General features: G+C 45.7%; 21 protein-coding genes. 3 read left to right on the top strand and 18 right to left on the bottom strand.

The window, feature by feature from the left end:
* Positions 1-7: 7 nt before the first annotated feature.
* From OUY18_RS08530 to OUY18_RS08505, 6 genes are read right to left on the bottom strand one after another with little or no spacing between them, the layout of a single operon-like run.
* Positions 8-1,153, bottom strand: a complete 1,146-nt coding sequence (locus OUY18_RS08530) for a D-alanyl-D-alanine carboxypeptidase family protein (protein WP_419196131.1) — start codon at positions 1,151-1,153, stop codon at positions 8-10.
* A 44-nt stretch (positions 1,154-1,197) separates the two neighbouring features.
* Positions 1,198-1,662 carry a GerW family sporulation protein gene (gene ytfJ, locus OUY18_RS08525; RefSeq protein ID WP_268058341.1) on the bottom strand — a complete coding sequence of 155 codons (465 nt, stop codon included), beginning with the start codon at positions 1,660-1,662 and terminating at the stop codon, positions 1,198-1,200.
* Entirely contained in the window at positions 1,655-2,314 is a 660-nt protein-coding gene (locus tag OUY18_RS08520) for a DUF2953 domain-containing protein (protein WP_268058340.1), read from the bottom strand. The genes ytfJ and OUY18_RS08520 overlap by 8 nt, the downstream gene beginning before the upstream one ends.
* Positions 2,315-2,337: 23 nt before the next feature.
* Positions 2,338-2,898 carry an SMC-Scp complex subunit ScpB gene (scpB, locus tag OUY18_RS08515; protein WP_268058339.1) on the bottom strand — a complete coding sequence of 187 codons (561 nt, stop codon included), beginning with the start codon at positions 2,896-2,898 and terminating at the stop codon, positions 2,338-2,340.
* Positions 2,868-3,608 carry a segregation and condensation protein A gene (locus OUY18_RS08510; protein ID WP_268058338.1) on the bottom strand — a complete coding sequence of 247 codons (741 nt, stop codon included), beginning with the start codon at positions 3,606-3,608 and terminating at the stop codon, positions 2,868-2,870. The genes scpB and OUY18_RS08510 overlap by 31 nt, the downstream gene beginning before the upstream one ends.
* A gap of 12 nt (positions 3,609-3,620) precedes the next feature.
* Positions 3,621-4,313 carry a site-2 protease family protein gene (locus OUY18_RS08505; protein ID WP_268058337.1) on the bottom strand — a complete coding sequence of 231 codons (693 nt, stop codon included), beginning with the start codon at positions 4,311-4,313 and terminating at the stop codon, positions 3,621-3,623.
* A gap of 195 nt (positions 4,314-4,508) precedes the next feature.
* On the opposite strand from OUY18_RS08505, the gene rpmB reads away from it, so the two are divergent.
* The gene (rpmB, locus tag OUY18_RS08500; protein WP_268058336.1) at positions 4,509-4,697 is read left to right on the top strand and encodes a 50S ribosomal protein L28; all 189 of its coding nucleotides are present in this window, start codon (positions 4,509-4,511) and stop codon (positions 4,695-4,697) included.
* 264 nt (positions 4,698-4,961) lie between these two features.
* Here the strand turns inward: rpmB and plsY are convergent, their stop codons facing one another.
* The 10 genes from plsY to hisH all read right to left on the bottom strand — a co-directional run bounded on the left by plsY (position 4,962) and on the right by hisH (position 13,788).
* Positions 4,962-5,633 carry a glycerol-3-phosphate 1-O-acyltransferase PlsY gene (plsY, locus tag OUY18_RS08495; RefSeq protein WP_268058392.1) on the bottom strand — a complete coding sequence of 224 codons (672 nt, stop codon included), beginning with the start codon at positions 5,631-5,633 and terminating at the stop codon, positions 4,962-4,964.
* Positions 5,634-5,687: 54 nt separating this feature from the next.
* Positions 5,688-7,010 carry a ribosome biogenesis GTPase Der gene (gene der, locus OUY18_RS08490; RefSeq protein ID WP_268058335.1) on the bottom strand — a complete coding sequence of 441 codons (1,323 nt, stop codon included), beginning with the start codon at positions 7,008-7,010 and terminating at the stop codon, positions 5,688-5,690.
* The gene (locus OUY18_RS08485) at positions 7,003-8,319 is read right to left on the bottom strand and encodes a DUF512 domain-containing protein (RefSeq protein ID WP_268058334.1); all 1,317 of its coding nucleotides are present in this window, start codon (positions 8,317-8,319) and stop codon (positions 7,003-7,005) included. Before OUY18_RS08485 ends, der begins: the two co-directional genes overlap by 8 nt.
* Before the next feature lie 82 nt (positions 8,320-8,401).
* Positions 8,402-8,584, bottom strand: a complete 183-nt coding sequence (rpmF, locus tag OUY18_RS08480; protein ID WP_135659357.1) for a 50S ribosomal protein L32 — start codon at positions 8,582-8,584, stop codon at positions 8,402-8,404.
* A gap of 27 nt (positions 8,585-8,611) precedes the next feature.
* A complete protein-coding gene (locus OUY18_RS08475; RefSeq protein ID WP_268058333.1) occupies positions 8,612-9,106 on the bottom strand; it encodes a YceD family protein in 495 nt (164 codons plus the stop codon).
* A gap of 138 nt (positions 9,107-9,244) precedes the next feature.
* The gene (locus OUY18_RS08470) at positions 9,245-9,661 is read right to left on the bottom strand and encodes a hypothetical protein (RefSeq protein ID WP_268058332.1); all 417 of its coding nucleotides are present in this window, start codon (positions 9,659-9,661) and stop codon (positions 9,245-9,247) included.
* Positions 9,662-9,717: 56 nt separating this feature from the next.
* Positions 9,718-11,058: a glucose-6-phosphate isomerase gene (locus OUY18_RS08465; protein ID WP_268058331.1), complete on the bottom strand. Its 1,341-nt coding sequence runs from the start codon at positions 11,056-11,058 to the stop codon at positions 9,718-9,720.
* 104 nt (positions 11,059-11,162) lie between these two features.
* Positions 11,163-12,311, bottom strand: coding sequence for a D-alanyl-D-alanine carboxypeptidase family protein (locus tag OUY18_RS08460; protein WP_268058330.1), 1,149 nt, complete (start codon positions 12,309-12,311; stop codon positions 11,163-11,165).
* 93 nt (positions 12,312-12,404) lie between these two features.
* Entirely contained in the window at positions 12,405-13,163 is a 759-nt protein-coding gene (gene hisF / locus OUY18_RS08455; protein WP_268058329.1) for an imidazole glycerol phosphate synthase subunit HisF, read from the bottom strand.
* Complete coding sequence (gene hisH / locus OUY18_RS08450) at positions 13,132-13,788, bottom strand: imidazole glycerol phosphate synthase subunit HisH (protein ID WP_268058328.1); 657 nt, start codon at positions 13,786-13,788, stop codon at positions 13,132-13,134. The genes hisF and hisH overlap by 32 nt, the downstream gene beginning before the upstream one ends.
* Before the next feature lie 208 nt (positions 13,789-13,996).
* Between hisH and OUY18_RS08445 the strand changes: the two genes are divergently transcribed.
* Complete coding sequence (locus OUY18_RS08445; RefSeq protein WP_268058327.1) at positions 13,997-14,581, top strand: manganese efflux pump MntP family protein; 585 nt, start codon at positions 13,997-13,999, stop codon at positions 14,579-14,581.
* Here the strand turns inward: OUY18_RS08445 and OUY18_RS08440 are convergent.
* Together OUY18_RS08440 and OUY18_RS08435 are read right to left on the bottom strand one after the other, a co-directional pair.
* Positions 14,574-15,137, bottom strand: a complete 564-nt coding sequence (locus OUY18_RS08440; RefSeq protein ID WP_268058326.1) for a WYL domain-containing protein — start codon at positions 15,135-15,137, stop codon at positions 14,574-14,576. The two genes, OUY18_RS08445 and OUY18_RS08440, sit on opposite strands and share 8 nt — an antisense overlap.
* A complete protein-coding gene (locus tag OUY18_RS08435; RefSeq protein ID WP_268058325.1) occupies positions 15,061-15,576 on the bottom strand; it encodes an HTH domain-containing protein in 516 nt (171 codons plus the stop codon). The genes OUY18_RS08440 and OUY18_RS08435 overlap by 77 nt, the downstream gene beginning before the upstream one ends.
* Positions 15,577-15,732: 156 nt before the next feature.
* Here OUY18_RS08435 and OUY18_RS08430 point away from each other — a divergent pair, with 156 nt between their 5' ends.
* On the top strand, positions 15,733-17,289 hold the full coding sequence (locus tag OUY18_RS08430; protein ID WP_268058324.1) for an acyl CoA:acetate/3-ketoacid CoA transferase: 1,557 nt from the start codon (positions 15,733-15,735) through the stop codon (positions 17,287-17,289).
* Positions 17,290-17,473: the final 184 nt, after the last annotated feature.

The following is a 17,473-nucleotide window of genomic DNA, read 5'->3' as shown; positions in this document are numbered from 1 at the left end:
TGTTTATTTAAAATAAATTATTGACCCATTCCATGAATTTCTGAAATAGGTTCTTATTTGTTTTTCCCTGTGTTACCGGCCCGGCCGCAACAAGCTCCGTAGTCGCCAGCGTCTGGGAATCCAGCGTATAGCGTACGCAGCCCACCGTTTGCCCTTCTTCTACCGGAGCATACAGAAACGACGGCAGTTCCACCGTTCTTTTTATATTGGACAGCTCACTGCTTTCCACTGCAATCGCACTGCCGCTGCACCCGTGCACAACCACACTGTCAGCCGTTCCCCCTACGACCGGTATTTTCACGGCATAAGCGGAATCGTCGATCGGATACCCGGTCAGCCTTGAAAAACCGTAGTCGAGAAGATTCTGATGATCTCTCCAGTCGTCCGGGTCGTTCAGGGTAACCGCAATCAGGCGTATGCCGTTTCTTTGCGCGCACGACACCAGGCATCTGCCGGACTTTTTTGTAAAACCGGTCTTCACGCCCACACAACCGTCATACATGCTGAGCAGTTTATTGTGATTCTTAAATTCGCGTGTTTGGTCGGGATGCTCATATTGAACGGTCATTACCTTCTGGCTGGCGATTTGGGCAAATTCAGAATTGCGCATTGCCGCCGCGGCAAGGATCGCCAAATCCCTGGCGGTCGTATAATGATTGTCATCATCAAGCCCGGAAGGCGTAACGAAATGCGTATTGGTCATGTTTAATTCTTTGGCCCTCTTATTCATTAAAACAGAGAAGGCTTGATCTGAACCGCCGATTGCAATGGCGGCGGAATTTGCAGCATCATTTCCCGAAACAAGAAGCATTCCCTCCGCCAAAGCTCTTAAACTGAGCTTATCACCGGGCCGCAGCCCCATGGAGGAACCCTCCACCCGAACCATTTTATCGGTGATCGTCACAATCTTGTCGTTTACGGCGGCAGTTTCCAGCGTGATTAATGCCGTCATAATTTTTGTTGTGCTGGCCATGGGGAGCCGTTCATCTTCCTCTTTTGCAAAAAGAATCCGCCCGTCGTCCGCATTCATTAAAACGGCCGACTTTGCCGAAACCTGAAGGGGAACAACATCCGCTGAGGCCACAACCGGAAAGAAGAGCGGAAGGGATAAGACGAATAAAAAAATGAATGCTTTTTTTAGCAAAACAACCACCTGCCTATAAATCTATATGCAGGCGGTTGCTTTAATTTGAATAATTATATTTGAGGATCGTCTAATTTAACATCCTTTTCCGAATCGGAGTGGGAACAGCACTCGCCTTCGGAATCCCGGTATCTTTTTCCGTCGCCCTTTTTCGAGCCGAACATCCCGCCGATTTTATCCATAACCTCGGGGAACATTCCGATAATCCGGTCCGCCGTGTTGTTGTACGGGTCAATTTGCAGCATTTTTACTTCGCCGTTGCAAATGGTAATAAAAGCAACCGGGCTGATGGAAACGCCGGCTCCGGTGCCGCCTCCGAAAAAGTTCTTCTCACTCTGTGTTTTTGTGGGAAAATCAGAACCGCCGGAAGCAAATCCGTAGCTGATTTTTGAAATGGGAATAATAATGGAACCGTCCGGGGAAGTAATCGGGTCGCCGACAATGGAATTGATATCGACCATTTGCTTAATTTTTTCCAGAGTCGTATTCATCATGCCTTCAATGGGATGATCACTCATGTTCATGCACCGCCTTATTTGTAGAATTATTTGGAGTTGTCGGGTTTGTTTTCATCGCTTTATAGATCTTCAAAGATTGAATAAGCGCCGGCAGTAAAGATGTCAGAATCGAAAACAGTTTTATTCGGATTTTGCACTGAAATAAAACTTTGCTCTCTTTTTTGTTAAAGTCAGGAACAACATTTATGTGATATCGCCTGCAATTCTTATTTGCAACCAGAATCCCCATTGCCGTATAGACGACCGAACAGGTATAGCCGTAATAAATGGCGGCCTGAGCGGCGTCCTCGTCCGCAACCGCAATGTCCACGGAAATATTTTGAATGGTCAAACGGGAAAAAAGCTTTTTAGCGGCTCCGGTTGCAACGGAAGCGAATTCCTTGATAATATTGAGAAAGCCGGATAAACCCTTTTGCCTTATTATTTCCTTTATCTTTGACTTTGTATCCTCTTTTTTTTCTGTTTTCTCTTTACCAACTTTTTCCTCTTTCTGCTTCGGGGCTTCCGGCTCCGGGCGAATTTTATAACGGAAAAACAGGTAGCGAATCGTTGCCGTAAATTCATTTTCAAAGCGCATCCTTACGGTTACCGGGCACACAAGAAGAATACCGAAGAAAAGGAGGATGAAAAGAATAATTTGCAGCGTGTTCATAAAGCCTCCAGCAGCGGTTTTGCCTATCCGGCCGAAACATTCTTCAGGTCGCTCTCCTCATCCTCCGGCTGCTGCGTTTTCTCAAGAGGAGGAAGCTCGCTGAGCGACGAAATGTTCAGGCAGCGTAAGAAATTGGGAGTCGTGCCGTAAAGCAGAGGCCTTCCCGGCAGCTCCAACCGGCCCCGTTCTTCCACGAGCCCTTTTGTCGTAAGACTTCCCAATACCCCGGAACAATCCACCCCGCGAATCTGTTCGATAAACGCCTTGGTAACCGGCTGGTTATACGCTACAATCGCAAGTACTTCCATGCCGGCCTGAGAAAGCGGCGTGTTCCTGCGCATATCGAGTACACGGCGGACAAACTGCGTATATTGCGGGTTGGAACACATCTGGAACTGATCGTCAAGCTGTATGATCCGGACTCCGGCGTCTTCCCCGTTAAATTTGTCCATTAAATTCTTGATCATTTTCAGAGCGGTAGGCTTGTCCAATTCCAAAGCATCTGCAATCCTGTCAATGGAAACAGGGTCACCGCTTGAAAAAAGAATGGCTTCTATTGCACCCTGTATTTTTTTGATTTCCACTTTCTAACACCGCCATAAATCAATTTCACCGTTGCGCTGCATTTTCCGCCGTCGATACGCACGCGCTTGCCCTTCACCAACTCTAAAACCGCTAAAAAGGTTGCGATCAAGTCCGATTTATTCTTTTTATCTTCAAACAATTCCTCGTACTTTACCTCATTGGTGCGGTAAAGACGGCGCAGGACATGAATGATACGGGAAGATACGGAAACGACTTTGTGCGTAACAATGCTTGAGAACACCTCCGGCGAAGGCGGAATAAACCGTTTTCCGTTGCCGACTGCCAGATAGTAGGCATTATAAATTTCAGCCGGCGCATGGCGGCGGCGGTATGTTTGGTCGAATTCAATTTCGGCCGGTTCACGGATAAAGGTATCATAGTCCAATCTTTCAGCCATTAACCGTGCGATACGTTTGCATTCCTGATATTCCAAAAGCTGCCCGCTCAGCTCTTTCTGGAGCTTTTCCGCCTCTTCATGCTTAGGGAGCAAAGAAACCGTTTTCATATAAACAAGACGGGCGGCCATTTCCAGAAATTCGCTTGCCACGTCCATGTCTTCTTCTTTCATGGCGTTTATCTGCTCCATATACTGGTCCAAAAGCTCCGAAATCTGAATATCACAGATATTGAGCTTATTTTTTCCGATCAGATAGAGCAATAAGTCAAGCGGCCCCTCAAATACCGGCAATTTATAGGATAGTTTTTCCATATTACCCCACTTTTATAACAAACCGAAAAGTTTAAATGGCAGCTGGGCCAGCCAGAAAACACCATTCAGGCATGCCTTCTGAAAAAACGCCAAGGGAGCTTGGAGTATTCCGCTGAACAGGATGACAAACGCAACCATGATAATAATGTTCTGGTAACGATAGTAATTATACAATGCTTTGTTTGATAAGAACGCACCTAAAATTTTGGAACCGTCAAGCGGCGGCAGCGGAATTAAATTGAATACCGCCAGCGAAACATTAATCACGATATAGGCCATAAAGAAATCATGAATAAATCCGGGCATCGAAAGGCCCTTCCACACAAGGAGCTCCAAATAAATTACCGCACCGACAAAAGACGCCAGCAGATTCGCAATCGGCCCGGCAAGAGCGGTAATCGCCATATCACGGCGGGGATTTTTAAAATACCTTGTATCCACCGGTACCGGCTTCGCCCAACCGAAGCCAAACATCAAAAGAAAAAACGCGCCGACCGGGTCAAGGCTGACAATCGGATTCAGCGTAATTCTGCCGTTGTATTTTGCGGTATTATCCCCCAGCTTGTAGGCAACCCAGCCATGGGCGCATTCATGCAGCGGCAGAATACAGAAAATAACAAATAACGTTGCTAATATTTCCGATATTGCGGAAGCCATATCCAGCGGCCGTCCGCTCAGTATGTCACTCATCATATTAAACAGCATATCCAAATTCTCCTTTATAAGGTAATATTATAATACGAGTCCCCCAAAAAAGCAAAGCAATAATCAAAAGAAAAAACAAATAATTTGAAGGATATGGAATATTATAACGAAAAGGGGCTTGCAATTATTTTGATTTTCTGATAGAATACCAATGTTGCGATTAAACAACAGTCCTTTTAAAGGAGGTGCAGACACATGGCAAAATGTGATGTTTGTGGCAAGGATATGGCTTTCGGTATAAGGGTTTCCCATTCGCACAGACGTGCTAACAGAACTTGGAAGCCCAATATTCGGCGTGTTAAAGCAGTTGTGAACGGTACTCCTAAGCGTATTTACGCCTGCACCCGCTGCTTGCGTTCCGGCAAGGTTACCCGTGCCGTCTGATGAAAACAAAACATTAAGTTTAGAGGAGCCGTAAGCGGCTCCTTTTTTCTTGCCCTAAAGAGATCAACGGGAGCATTCCTTACTATAGATACCACCGGTAAGCCTGTTCCCTGTGATCTTTCAAAAGGCAATTTGCTCCTTGCATCCGCAGAAACAAGGGAAAGCGTTTCCGGCCCCCCGGCTTTCGCCGGTGATTTCGCCGTATAATAACACCCCATTTGTTGCAGTATAGTACGCTGCGAACAAATGGGGTGCTGTTTGTTTTTATGATTTATGGTTGATCGTCAGCTTTTTCTCCGTGCCATTCTTAATTCTCTCAATATTCGCACGGTGTTCGTAAATGATGGTGAACGCCATAATCAGCGCTATGGCTGATGTAACCCAAACATACGTAAGGGTAACCGGCCCCGCGCTTGCATCGGCGTTCCGATAGTCTATAAAATAAGTAATGAGAAAAGTAGCAACCGGGAAGGATGCCGCGGCACTCATAGAAGACAGCGAAACAATTCTTGTAGTTAAAAACAGAATAATAAATACGGAAATAACGATAAGGAAAACACGCCAGTCAATCAGCGCAATCATTGCCGCGCTGGTTAAAACCCCTTTACCACCTTTAAAGTCAAAATAAACAGGATAAATATGACCGATTACACAGGCTACACCGGCAATATAAGCGCCGTATTGGGCAATGATCGGCGAAGCGCCGGTCATTGTGCAGATGAACCCAAAAATCTCCTTGCCGATGATTACGGAAACCGCACCTTTTGCAAAATCAAAGATAAAAGTAAAAATAGCTGCTTTTGTTCCTACTGAACGAAGTACATTTGTCGCTCCTGCGTTACCGCTCCCCATTGAGCGAATATCAACCTTATTAAACTTTTTAGTGAAAATTATAGAAAAACTAATGCTCCCCAGAAGATAGGAAATAATCGCCACGATGACGGTTGGGAGTGCAAAGTCTTTGGCATAACCTAACACTATTAATCCCCCTTACTTATCTCCGCGTTCACGAATGATAAATCGTATCGGAGTACCCTCTAATCCAAAAGTTTCACGAATTCGGTTTTCAAGATATCTTTGGTAGGAAAAATGAAATAGTTGTGCGGAATTTACAAAACATACAAAAGTAGGCGGTTTCACGGTTGCCTGGGTCATGTAGTAAATTTTCAGCCTCCTTCCCTTATCAGTCGGTGGTTGTACCCTTGCCACTGCCTGAGCTAATACATCATTGAGCATTCCTGTGGCAATACGCATGGAATTTGCGTTTGCCACATGCTTAATCAGATCGAAAAGGCGGTCGAGCCTTTGACCTGTTTTCGCCGAAATAAAGATCATAGGCGCATAGGACATGAAGGAAAAATCCTCTTCCAGTCTTTTTCGGTATTCGATCATGGTGCGGTCGTCTTTTTCAATGATATCCCATTTGTTAACGACAATTACGCAGCCCTTCCCCGCTTCGTGCGCCAGTCCCGCTACCTTCGAGTCCTGGTCTGTAAAACCGACGGAAGCGTCGATCATGATCACACAGACGTCTGCGCGCTCAATTGCCATCTGCGCGCGGATAACGCTGTATTTTTCGATCGAATCCTCTACTTTGCTCTTTCTCCGCAGACCCGCGGTATCAATAAAAGTAAAGCGGCCGTATTGGTTTTCAATCGTGGTATCAATGGCGTCCCGCGTGGTTCCGGCAATATCCGAAACAATACATCTTTCTTCACCGGAAATTTTATTCACCAGAGAGGATTTTCCGACGTTTGGCTTTCCGATAATGGCTACTTTTATCAGTTCGCCTTCCTTTTTATCCTCTTCTTCCGGCGGAAGATCTTTCACAATCAAATCCAGCAAATCGCCCGTGCCGTGGCCGTGAACAGACGAAACCGGAATCGGGTCGCCCAGCCCCAGGTTATAAAACTCATAAAATTCCGGAGGCGGGCTGCCGACCGTATCGCATTTATTCACGCAAAGGATGACCTGCCGTCCGCTTTTCAAAAGCATGGCCGCAATATCCGAATCCGTCGCAACCACGCCGGTGCGGATATCGGTAACAAGCACGATTACATCCGCCGCGTCGATCGCAAGCTGCGCCTGGCTGCGCATCTGCGATAAAATCACATCGCTGGACGCGGGTTCAATTCCGCCCGTATCAACAATTGAAAATTTTCTGCCGTCCCATTCACATTCCCCGTATATTCTGTCCCTCGTAACACCGGGCGTATCGTCAACGATGGAAAGGCGTTCGCCGATTAATTTATTAAAAAGTGTTGATTTTCCTACATTTGGTCTGCCAACAATGGCAACAACCGGTTTAGACAATAACATCACACCCTACAATTGTATTTAAAAGTTCATAGCCGTCATTCGGCGATACCGCAATTTTTACATGGAGCGCCCGGCTCAAATCTTCCAGAGAAATATTGTCCAGAAAGAGATCTCCCTCCCTGCGAAGCATAACAGCAGGTACAATCAGCAAATCTCCTAAATCTTTTCCTTGCAATTGCTTTATAATATCCCCGCCGGTCACCAAGCCCGTTACGTTTATGGTATCCCCAAAAAAATCATTAATTATTGGAATTACATTGCAAATTAAATTATGGCATTTTATTCTTAATTCGTCAAGTAAAGAGTTTAAAAATTTGTACACACTTGTGCCTGTTATTAAAGTAACATGCCGCCTTTCGACAGGGATCGGGAAATCCTTCAGCGCTTCCTCAAATTCCTGCTTTAAATTCGCCATCAGTCCCACACCGTTTTCAAGCTGGTCAAAATCTCCGTAAAATTCGGCGGGAGGAATCGGGCGCCCCGCTTTCAGGTAAAATTCATCCGCCGCGTAACAGATTCGCTCCCCGTATTCCCGGATAAACCGGTCTCCGAAATCATCAATGATTTGGATTGTCTGCTCTGCGGATTCCCTGTCATAGGATTCCAGCGAAAAAAGCCCTTCCCGGAATTTCGTAAGGCCGACCGGAACCGCCGCTATGCTCTGCACAGCGGGATACAGGCTCTCCAGATCGGTTAAGCTGCGTTCCAGCTCCTTCCCGTCGTTAATGCCCTTACAAAGGACGAGCTGGGTATTTATTTTTATCCCCGCCGCGGCCAACTTGTCCATAAGCCGCAAAGATTCCCCGGCAAACCGGTTGTTCATCATTTTCACGCGAAGTTCCGGGTTGGTGGTGTGTACGGAAATATTAATCGGGCTGATATGCATTTTGATAATCCGGTCAACATCATGCTCGTTCATATTCGTAAGGGTAATATAATTCCCGAACAGGAAAGAAAGCCGGGAATCGTCGTCCTTAAAATAAAGGGTACTGCGCATTCCTTTTGGAAGCTGGTCTATAAAGCAGAAGATGCATTGATTTCTGCAGGAATGCTGCTCGTCCATTAAATAGGTTTCAAATTCCAGCCCAATGGATTCATATTCGCCTTTGCGAATATGGACGGTATGAGAATTTTGGAGATGATCGGTCAATACAACGGATAAATCCCTGCTGGTTTCATAAAAGCGGTAATCCAGAACGTCATCAATTTTATTTCCGTTAATGGATAAGATCGTTTCCCCGGGAAGGATTCCCACTCTTTGTGCAGGGCTGTCCTTATCAACCGATAAAATCTTAACTGGCATGTTAACTCCTCGATATAAATTTTATAAAAAAATAAGAGAAGGATTTCTCCTTCTCTACATTTCCGGAAAATCAAATTAAAGCTTATGCTTCCTTTTTGATAACTTCCCTGCCGTTGTAGTAACCACAACTGCCGCATACTCTGTGTGGGGTTTTGTACTCACCACATTTCGGGCATTTTACCAGAGCAGGAGCACTAATCTTCCAAACATTGGAACGTCTTTTATTTTGTCTGGCACTCGACACTTTTCTCTTTGGTACCGCCATCGTCAGCACCTCCTTATAAAACTCAGACTAGTCTATCAGTTTTTTAAGAGCCTCCAAGCGAGGATCAATCTGATGTAAATTACAGTTACAGGTTCCCTCATTTAAATCCTGTCCGCAAATGGGGCATAAGCCCTTGCAGTCTTCGCGGCACAAAAATTTAGTAGGAAGTTCAAGCAAGATATCCGCGCGCATAAGTTCGTCCAAATCCAGAGTATAATCCGAAACCTGAATATAGTTGATATCGTCTTCGTTTTCCAGAGACAACACCAAAATATGCGAAAAAGTGTATTGAAAGCGTTTGTTCACCTGCTTTGTACACCGGTCGCAAGGGATGGAAAAATCAAACGAAACTTTGGCGTCAAGCTGAGCGAAACCGTCCCGACCCTTAACAGTGCCTTGAACAGATACGGGTGAAACAAACGGATGGTAGCCGTTTAAATCAACGGACGACAAATCCAGCCCGTAATCAAATGAACAGCTTTCGCTGTTTTCGGAAAACACTTTTTTTAGATTGAGAAGCATAATACACCTCAGCGCTACAATAGCTAATTATATAGATTTATACATGATTTGTCAATAGAAAATTGCGAGAAATCCGAATCATAAAGATGCTGCCGAAGACAAAATGCCTGCGGCAGCATCTTTTCAGAAACCGAAGTTTCAGATTTGTTCTGTAAAGGAATCCATTTCTTTCGGCAGCTCACTTGGCTCTGCTGAAATCAATAATGTTATTTTTGTATCTGCCAGAGAAGAAAGCGTATTCAATTTTTCGGTAAGCTGAACAAGAGCCTTCATATCCTGACCAATAATCTTTAATGTGGAGTCTACAAAAATATCCGTTACATCATAATTGCCGGCACAAATGCCGCTGATAAAGCCACAAAGCGCGTCCGAACCCAAAATACCGTAGGAATCGCTGTCGACCAGCCTTGCCTGATGCGAAATGTCATACGTCAATTTTAAACCTTTCTCAATCACCACGACATTTCCGTTTGATTTTTCAATCGCTTCATTTGCACGCTCAATCAGTTTTTTTGTTTTGCCAGAACCTTTTTTGCCAACAATAAGAGTAATCATATAAAGCTCCCCCTATATTAATATTTCCGCAGCAGCGGAGAAAACTCCTGTGTTTTTTAATTCTTTAATCTTGCTTCCAGTGCATTTTTCTCGGATTCATATCCGGGCTTGCCTAAAAGTGCGAACATGTTCTTTTTATAGCTTTCAACTCCGGGCTGGTTAAAGGGATTTACTCCCAGCATGCTTCCCGAAATTGCACAGGCCTTTTCAAAGAAGTAAATCAGAGAGCCAAGCGATTCCTCCGAAAAATCCGGAACGCGAAGGACCATATTCGGCACGCCGCCGTCCGTATGGGCCAGTACCGTACCTTCAAACGCTTTTTCATTGATGTATGCCATGCTCTTGCCCTGCAGGAAGTTCAGACCGTCCGCATTTTCCGCGTCACTCTCGAGAAACAGATCCTTTTTCGCCTTGTCAAACAGCACGACCGTTTCAAACAGGGAACGTCTGCCGTCCTGAATATACTGTCCCATCGAATGCAGATCGGTGGAGAATACAGCAGATGCCGGGAAAAGTCCCTTATTATCCTTGCCTTCGCTTTCGCCGTAAAGCTGTTTCCACCATTCGCACATCATGGTAAAGCAGGGTTCGTAACTGACGAGGATTTCAATTTCCTTTCCCTTGCGGTACAGAATATTGCGGATTGCGGCGTATTGGTAGCAGGCGTTTGACGCCAAATCCGGATTGTTATATTCTTTCTGTGCTTTCGCCGCACCGGCCATCAGCGCGTCAATGTCCGCACCGCTGACAGCGATGGGAAGCAGGCCGACCGCCGTTAAGACCGAATACCTTCCGCCGACGTCATCCGGAACGACAAAGGTTTCGTATCCCTCTTTGTCGGCAAGCTGCTTTAAGGTGCCGCGCGCCTTGTCGGTTGTACAATAAATCCTCTTGCATGCTTCCTCTTTGCCATACTTATCCTCAAGATATTTACGGAATACACGGAAAGCAATCGCGGGCTCCATTGTGGTGCCGGATTTTGAAATCATGTTAACGGAAACGTTTCTTCCCTCGCAGATTTCCAAAAGCTCACTTAACGCGGTGGAACTGATGCTGTTGCCGGTAAAATAGATATCCGGCGTGTTCTTTTTCATGGAATTATAGTTTTGCGACTTTAAAAATTCAATCGCCGCGCGGGCGCCGAGATAAGAACCGCCGATTCCGATTACGATGAAAACATCGGTGTCCGACTGAATTTTCTTCGCAGCCGCCTTAATGCGGGAAAATTCCTCTTTATCGTAATTGGTGGGCAGGTCGACCCACCCGATAAAATCGCTGCCGTCGCAGTTTCCGGAATGAAGCGCTTCGTGTGCAAGCCGTATTTGCGGCGCAATAGCAGTGAATTCATTTTGTCCTATAAAACTGGAAAGATGCCTTGTATCAAGCTGAATAGACATTTTAAATCCTCCTAAGTTATAACTGCCACTAAAATAATATTACAATATATTGACAGCATTTGCAAGGAGGGACACTATATTTTAAAAATATTTCATATTTTTAACTACCGCATTTTCAGGAGATATTTTGCAAGGACGCGGAACACGGAACCGAAGGTAATTTGTTCTACGGAATTTTTCGTACAGATCGGACATTCTTTAAGCACTTCATTTCCCATTTTATAGACAATTTTTCCCACGATTTGTCCTTTTTTCACAGGAGCGGTTACATTTTCGTTCAGCGTTACGCTATATTGAATTTCATTTGTTTTCCCTTTCGGAACCAGGATATTTCCGCCCGTTTCGGCCGTTGTTTCCACCTTGGAATTCATCCCGTTTACTACATTTACAGGCTTTAAAGCCTCTTTGGGCAAAGCCGGAGTGGTAACCGCCCAGTTTGCAAACCCATAGTCAAGCAGGGTACCGGCGCTTGAAAACCGCTCTTTCGTATTGGAAGCGCCCAGAATGACGGAAATCAGTTGGACATTGTCGCGCTCTGCGGTTGCGGAAATACAGCTTCCGGCCTTCCCGGTTGTACCCGTTTTCAAACCGGTGATTCCCCGGTAGCTTTTGAGGAGCTTATTCGTATTTACCAGCTGTGTTTTCCCGCCGCGGATGTTTTCAATCCAGATTTTCGAATAATCGTATATTTTTTTATGCTTGATGAGTTCACGGGACATAACCGCAACATCATAGGCGGAAGTCACATGCCCGTCTTCGTCAAGGCCGTTGCAGTTTTTGAAACAGGTATCGTTCATTCCAAGCTGTTTTGCCTTTTTGTTCATCTGCTGTAAAAATTCATCTTCGCTGCCGGACACATACTCGGCCAAAGCCACTGCGGCGTCATTCGCGCTGGCTACCACCGTGGCTTTCAGCATATCGTCCACCGTCATGGTTTCCCCCGGCTTCAGCCATATATCAGAACCGCCCATAGAAGCAGCATGCTCGCTGGCGGATACCGTATCAGTCAGTTTTATTTTCCCGGAATCAAGCGCTTCCATAACGAGCAGCAGCGTCATTACTTTCGTAATGGAAGCGCACGGGCGCTTTTCATGCGCATTCTTTTCATATAAAACTTTTCCGGTCTGTGACTCCATTAATAAGGCAGACGGGGCTTTTACCTCCGTGTCGGCCAGCGCGGCCGCCCGAACCGGCAGAACTGAAACCAGCATCGTCACAACGAGGAAGCATGCCGACAATTTTTTGAACTTCATATTCAGCACCTCCAATTTCTTAGTAATTCTTATGCCACATTGGAGGGTTCTATCCATAAAAAAATGAGACTGAAGTAAATTCAGTCTCATTTTTTACTGTCTTACGGGAATTCCTTTTTGAGCAAGATAAGCCTTTAAATCCGGAATCTTGATTTCGCCGAAATGAAAAAGGGATGCCGCCAGCACCGCATCCGCCTTTCCCTTTGTAAAAGCGTCGTAAAAATGCTCCATTTTTCCGGCGCCGCCGGAAGCGATTACCGGAATGTTCACACTTTGCGACACGGCGGCAGTCAGTTCAAGATCATAGCCGTTTTTTACGCCATCACAGTCCATACTGGTCAGCAGAATCTCCCCCGCGCCCAACCGGGCCGCCTCTTTCGCCCAGGAAACCGCGTCTTTTCCCGTATCGATCCGCCCGCCGTTGCTGTAAACCGTCCAGCCGCCCGACGGCCTGCGCTTCGCATCAATGGCGCAGACCACACACTGGCTGCCGAATTTTTCCGCCGCCTCACGGAGAATTTCCGGGCGATTTACAGCGGCGGAATTTACGGAAACCTTGTCCGCTCCGGCTCTTAAAAGAGCGGTGAAGTCTTCGACCGTACGGATACCGCCGCCAACGGTAAAGGGAATAAAAATCTTGTCGGCCACCTCGCTTATGATATCCAGTATAATACCGCGGGCCTGGGAGGAAGCCGTAATATCCAGCAGCACCAGCTCGTCCGCGCCCTGCCTGTCATACGCAATTGCGGCTTCAACCGGGTCGCCGGCGTCACGCAGGTGGATAAAGGAAGTTCCCTTTACAACCCGGCCTTCCTTCACATCAAGACAGGGAATGATTCGTTTCGCATACATTGCCGCGCCCTCCCTCTTCTCCACAGGTAATAAAATTTTGAAGCATTTTCAATCCGGTTTTACCGCTCTTTTCCGGGTGGAACTGCGTGGCAAATAAATTTCCTCGCTGCACCGAAGCGTCAATCCGCACGCCGTAGGTTGTTGTGGAAGAAACAATCTCCGCGTTCTCCGCTTGTAAATAATAAGAATGAACAAAATACACATACGGATTCGGTTCCAGGCCGCGAAACAAACCGTCCGATTGTTTAATATCCAGTGAATTCCAGCCGATGTGCGGAATTTTCAGCCCGGATTCAGCCGGTATTCTGCGGATGGTACCTTTTAAAACACCCAGCCCGCTTACGCCCGGATTTTCCTCGCTTCCCTCAAAAAGGAGCTGCAGCCCAAGGCAGATTCCTAAAAACGGCTTCCCGCTTTCGATGAAATCCAGTACCGGTTTCACAAAATCCGAACGTTTCAGACAGCCCATGGCATCCCCAAAAGCCCCTACGCCGGGCAATACCGCAGCAGAAGCATTCTTCAGCACTTCTTTATCCGCGGTAACCTGTATATCGCTGCCTATAAAGTTAAATGCCTTTACAACGCTTTGCAGGTTTCCGGCGCCATAATCAATTACAGCAATCATCATAAAAAATCCTTTATTAATCTATTTTATTTATTTTATCATTTTTAATATAGCAGGACAATACTTTACCACACTATTTCATTAAATTAGTTGAAATCAAAATCAATTCTATAAAAAAGCATTGCAAAATGCAGGGAATTTAAAAAATTGACATTTCCTGTATACGCATGTATTATTGTAAAACAATGCTTTGATTTTGGAGGATGCAATGGATTATATTTCGCTGTTCGGCATCGCCCTGGGGCTTTCCATGGACGCTTTTGCCGTAAGCATTACAAACGGAGCGACAAACCGCCGGGTAAACCCCCGGTTTGCTATAAAACTCGCCCTCAGCTTTGGCTTTTTTCAGGCTTTTATGCCCATGCTTGGCTGGATGGTCGGCAAAGCGGGAGCAAGCATCATCGAAGCGGTGGACCACTGGATTGCCCTGCTCCTTCTCTCCTACCTTGGAATTAAAATGATTATTGAGTCCAATAAAGAACCGGCCGACAAGGAAGTCCCGCCCGAACAAACGGACATTCGTTTTCGAACACTGCTGATTTTATCGATCGCAACCAGCATCGACGCACTGGTTACCGGGATTCTTTTACCTTCGGCCGTAGGCGCATCAACGGTAGTGCTCATGCTGGTTTCGGTTGGAATTATTGGAATGGTTACTTTCCTTCTCAGCTTTATCGGCGTGTATATCGGAAAGAATTTCGGCAGGCTGCTGTCTACAAAAGCGGAGCTTTTCGGCGGTGTTGTTTTAACGGGAATCGGCGTTAAAATTTTTATTGAACACATGTTTAAGTAATCTGATATGCCGACCGCATTGCATTTACCTGCGTTATCATTTTATCCTTTAAGCTTTTCGGAGACAACACAACAATCCGGTCGCCGTATTGCATCAGCCATTCTACAAGGCCGTCGCTCACAAATACGGAAGCGCGTACGGTAAATGCATTCTTGTCATGGCAGGAAAGCTCGATATTGCTGCCGAACTTGTCTACGATTGCCTCCAGCAGGTCATTGGAACAGCGAAGCACAATCCGCTCCTGCCTGCCATGGAACATATGAAACGATTTCCTGCTATAGTCCAACGTGTCGAAACATTCCCGATAACTGCTTACCTCGCTGAACGGACGGGCGTTGAGATCGGTTAGTTCGACATGTTTCATACGGTCAATACGGTAGTTGCTTACGCTGTCATATTTTTCATTATTTCCGGCAAGATAATATTGATCATCATGCCATAAAAGCGCATAAGGACTGATTAGAATTTTTCTGCCTTCATCAAACTGCGCTTTCTGATCGACGATCACGCTGTGATGGTAACAGAATGCTATTTTTTTTAAGTTCGGAAATGGCATGATGGATGGTATTGATCGTATAATAGATTTCTTCATTGCCCAATTTCTCACATTGGTCAACGCAGATTTGTCCCGATACTTCCGCAGCCTGATAAGAGTTTAAAAGCCCGCAAAGCTTCTTTGTCAGTTCGGCTGTTTTTTTATTTGTAATAAAAGGGGCGGCAAGTACTGCATCCAACAAAATACGGACCTCCGGCAATTCAAAACGACGCTTTGCAATGAAAAAGCCCTGTTTGGGAAGTCTTGTATACAAAATATCAACGCCGTACTCCGTCAGCACCTGAATATCGCGGTAAACCGTTCTTCGGCTTGCCGTAATCCCTTTTTCTTCCAGCATCCTGCACAGATCAATCGCTGCCAGGGGATGTTCGTCGTCCGAATAGGTTTTCAGCAGTCGATATAATTCCAACAATTTTATTTTTGTTCCGTAATTCCGCATAAAATCGCCTTCTTTTCTATATTTGTTTCATTCTATCATATTCTATAAATTTTGACATTATTTTCATTACCTAGCCTATTTTTCGCTCCCAGTAACTTGAAATTTTATACGAATATGATATAATATTAACAAAGTAATGATTCGGAGGATTGAAGGATGGCTGTAAAAATCTTAACCGCTCGTGAAGCTGCGGATTTAGTACCAAATAATATTAACTTTGCTATTAACGGGTTTATGGGAGCATCGGTTCCTGAAGAAATTGCTGTGGAAATCGAAAATCGTTTTTTGGAAACGGGAGAGCCGAATAACCTTACCCTGTTATTCTGTGCAGCGCAGGGAGACGGTAAAACGAAGGGTTTAAACCATCTTGCACACGAAGGGTTAATCCGCAGAGCGATCGGCGGTCACTGGGGAATGGCTCCCAAGCTCGGAAAACTGGTAGTCGAAAACAAAATTCTGGCTTATGATTTTCCGCAGGGTGTTACGAATCATATGTTCCGGGACACTGCCGCCCATAAACCGGGAACCATCTCGCATGTTGGCCTCGGCACCTTTGTCGACCCGCGCAATCTGGGCGGAAAGTTAAATCCCTTAACACAAAAAGAAGAAGATCTTGTAAAATTAATGGAAATCGACGGGAAAGAATACCTTTTCTACAAAACGCATCCGGTTAATTTTGCAATTTTAGGCGGAACATACGCGGATGAAAACGGCAATATTTCTATTGAGCGCGAAGGCGTGCGCGCCGAAACGCTTGCCGTTGCGCAGGCATGCAAAAATTCCGGAGGAACGGTCATCGTTCAGGTGGAGCGTGTTGTAAAAGCCGGTACTCTGGATCCGCAAAAAGTGGAAATTCCCGGCGTACTGGTGGATGCTGTCGTAGTGATAAGCGATCCAAGATACCATATGCAGAATTTCGGAACACAGTACAACCCCGGTTTCTCGGGCGAACACCGGATGGGACTTGCTGAATTTAAACCCGCACCGCTGAACAATAAAAAGGTGATTGCGCGCCGTGCCGCCATGGAATTAATCGAAGGCAGCGTTGTAAACCTCGGCATTGGTATTCCGGAATTTATTTCTTCTGTTGCCATGGAAGAAGGCATCAGCAAGTTCTCTTTAACCGTTGAATCCGGTTTATTTGGAGGGAATCCTCAAAGCGGTCTTGACTTTGGCGTCAGCCTGAACCCCGATGCAATCATTTCCATGCCCTCTATGTTCGATTTTTATCAGGGCGGCGGGCTGGATCAGGCATTTTTGGGTTTTGCGGAATCCGATAAAGAGGGAAATGTAAATGTATCGAAATTCGGTGCGAAACTCCCCGGCTGCGGCGGATTTATCGATATCTCTCAAAACTCCAAACAGGTGTTTTTCTGCGGTACCTTTACCGCCAACGGCCTGAAAACGGAAATTAAAGATGGGAAACTGCATATTCTTCGGGAGGGCAGCATAAATAAATTCCGTGAAAGCGTCGAACATATTACCTTCAGTGTAAAAACCGCCATTAAGAACAACCTCCCGGTTATGTATATTACCGAACGCGCCGTCTTTAAGTTAACAAAAGACGGCATTATGCTGACAGAGGTTGCTCCCGGTATTGATCTGGAAAAAGATATCCTCGCGCATATGCCTATGAAGCCGTTGATCTCACCGGATTTAAAACCAATGGATGTCCGTATCTTCAGAAACGAAAAGATGGGCTTAAAAAAATAAAATCATTCGGAAAGACAAATCCAGCAATTCAATCGAATTGCTGGGTTTGTCATAGTTTGCTTGTTCTTTCATACGGTTGACCCGTTTAACCCTTACAGGAAGAACCACAGCTTTGCGGGTTCATGAAAGCAAGGCTCCTCTTCCCCGCTTAGTCATTTAGGCTCTATAATAAATGTTAGGGAAC

Source organism: Caproiciproducens galactitolivorans, from assembly GCF_026672255.1.
GTDB classification, from domain to species: Bacteria; Bacillota; Clostridia; order Oscillospirales; family Acutalibacteraceae; genus Caproiciproducens; species Caproiciproducens galactitolivorans_A.
Note: the sequence above shows the minus strand (reverse complement) of the source record. Positions and strands in the feature narration are given on the sequence as shown.

What these genes read in the sequence shown, in the direction of transcription:
- OUY18_RS08520 (WP_268058340.1), bottom strand. Translation starts at nt 2,314, where the DNA reads ATGAACACGCTGCAAATTATTCTTTTCATCCTCCTTTTCTTCGGTATT.
- OUY18_RS08470 (WP_268058332.1), bottom strand. Translation starts at nt 9,661, where the DNA reads ATGATTACTCTTATTGTTGGCAAAAAAGGTTCTGGCAAAACAAAAAAA.
- OUY18_RS08475 (WP_268058333.1), bottom strand. Translation starts at nt 9,106, where the DNA reads ATGCTTCTCAATCTAAAAAAAGTGTTTTCCGAAAACAGCGAAAGCTGT.
- OUY18_RS08435 (WP_268058325.1), bottom strand. Translation starts at nt 15,576, where the DNA reads ATGCGGAATTACGGAACAAAAATAAAATTGTTGGAATTATATCGACTG.
- hisH (WP_268058328.1), bottom strand. Translation starts at nt 13,788, where the DNA reads ATGATTGCTGTAATTGATTATGGCGCCGGAAACCTGCAAAGCGTTGTA.
- OUY18_RS08510 (WP_268058338.1), bottom strand. Translation starts at nt 3,608, where the DNA reads ATGGAAAAACTATCCTATAAATTGCCGGTATTTGAGGGGCCGCTTGAC.
- ytfJ (WP_268058341.1), bottom strand. Translation starts at nt 1,662, where the DNA reads ATGAGTGATCATCCCATTGAAGGCATGATGAATACGACTCTGGAAAAA.
- rpmF (WP_135659357.1), bottom strand. Translation starts at nt 8,584, where the DNA reads ATGGCGGTACCAAAGAGAAAAGTGTCGAGTGCCAGACAAAATAAAAGA.
- hisF (WP_268058329.1), bottom strand. Translation starts at nt 13,163, where the DNA reads ATGTATGCGAAACGAATCATTCCCTGTCTTGATGTGAAGGAAGGCCGG.
- rpmB (WP_268058336.1), top strand. Translation starts at nt 4,509, where the DNA reads ATGGCAAAATGTGATGTTTGTGGCAAGGATATGGCTTTCGGTATAAGG.
- OUY18_RS08465 (WP_268058331.1), bottom strand. Translation starts at nt 11,058, where the DNA reads ATGTCTATTCAGCTTGATACAAGGCATCTTTCCAGTTTTATAGGACAA.
- OUY18_RS08430 (WP_268058324.1), top strand. Translation starts at nt 15,733, where the DNA reads ATGGCTGTAAAAATCTTAACCGCTCGTGAAGCTGCGGATTTAGTACCA.
- OUY18_RS08445 (WP_268058327.1), top strand. Translation starts at nt 13,997, where the DNA reads ATGGATTATATTTCGCTGTTCGGCATCGCCCTGGGGCTTTCCATGGAC.
- OUY18_RS08460 (WP_268058330.1), bottom strand. Translation starts at nt 12,311, where the DNA reads ATGAAGTTCAAAAAATTGTCGGCATGCTTCCTCGTTGTGACGATGCTG.
- OUY18_RS08505 (WP_268058337.1), bottom strand. Translation starts at nt 4,313, where the DNA reads ATGCTGTTTAATATGATGAGTGACATACTGAGCGGACGGCCGCTGGAT.
- OUY18_RS08440 (WP_268058326.1), bottom strand. Translation starts at nt 15,137, where the DNA reads ATGCCATTTCCGAACTTAAAAAAAATAGCATTCTGTTACCATCACAGC.
- OUY18_RS08485 (WP_268058334.1), bottom strand. Translation starts at nt 8,319, where the DNA reads ATGCCAGTTAAGATTTTATCGGTTGATAAGGACAGCCCTGCACAAAGA.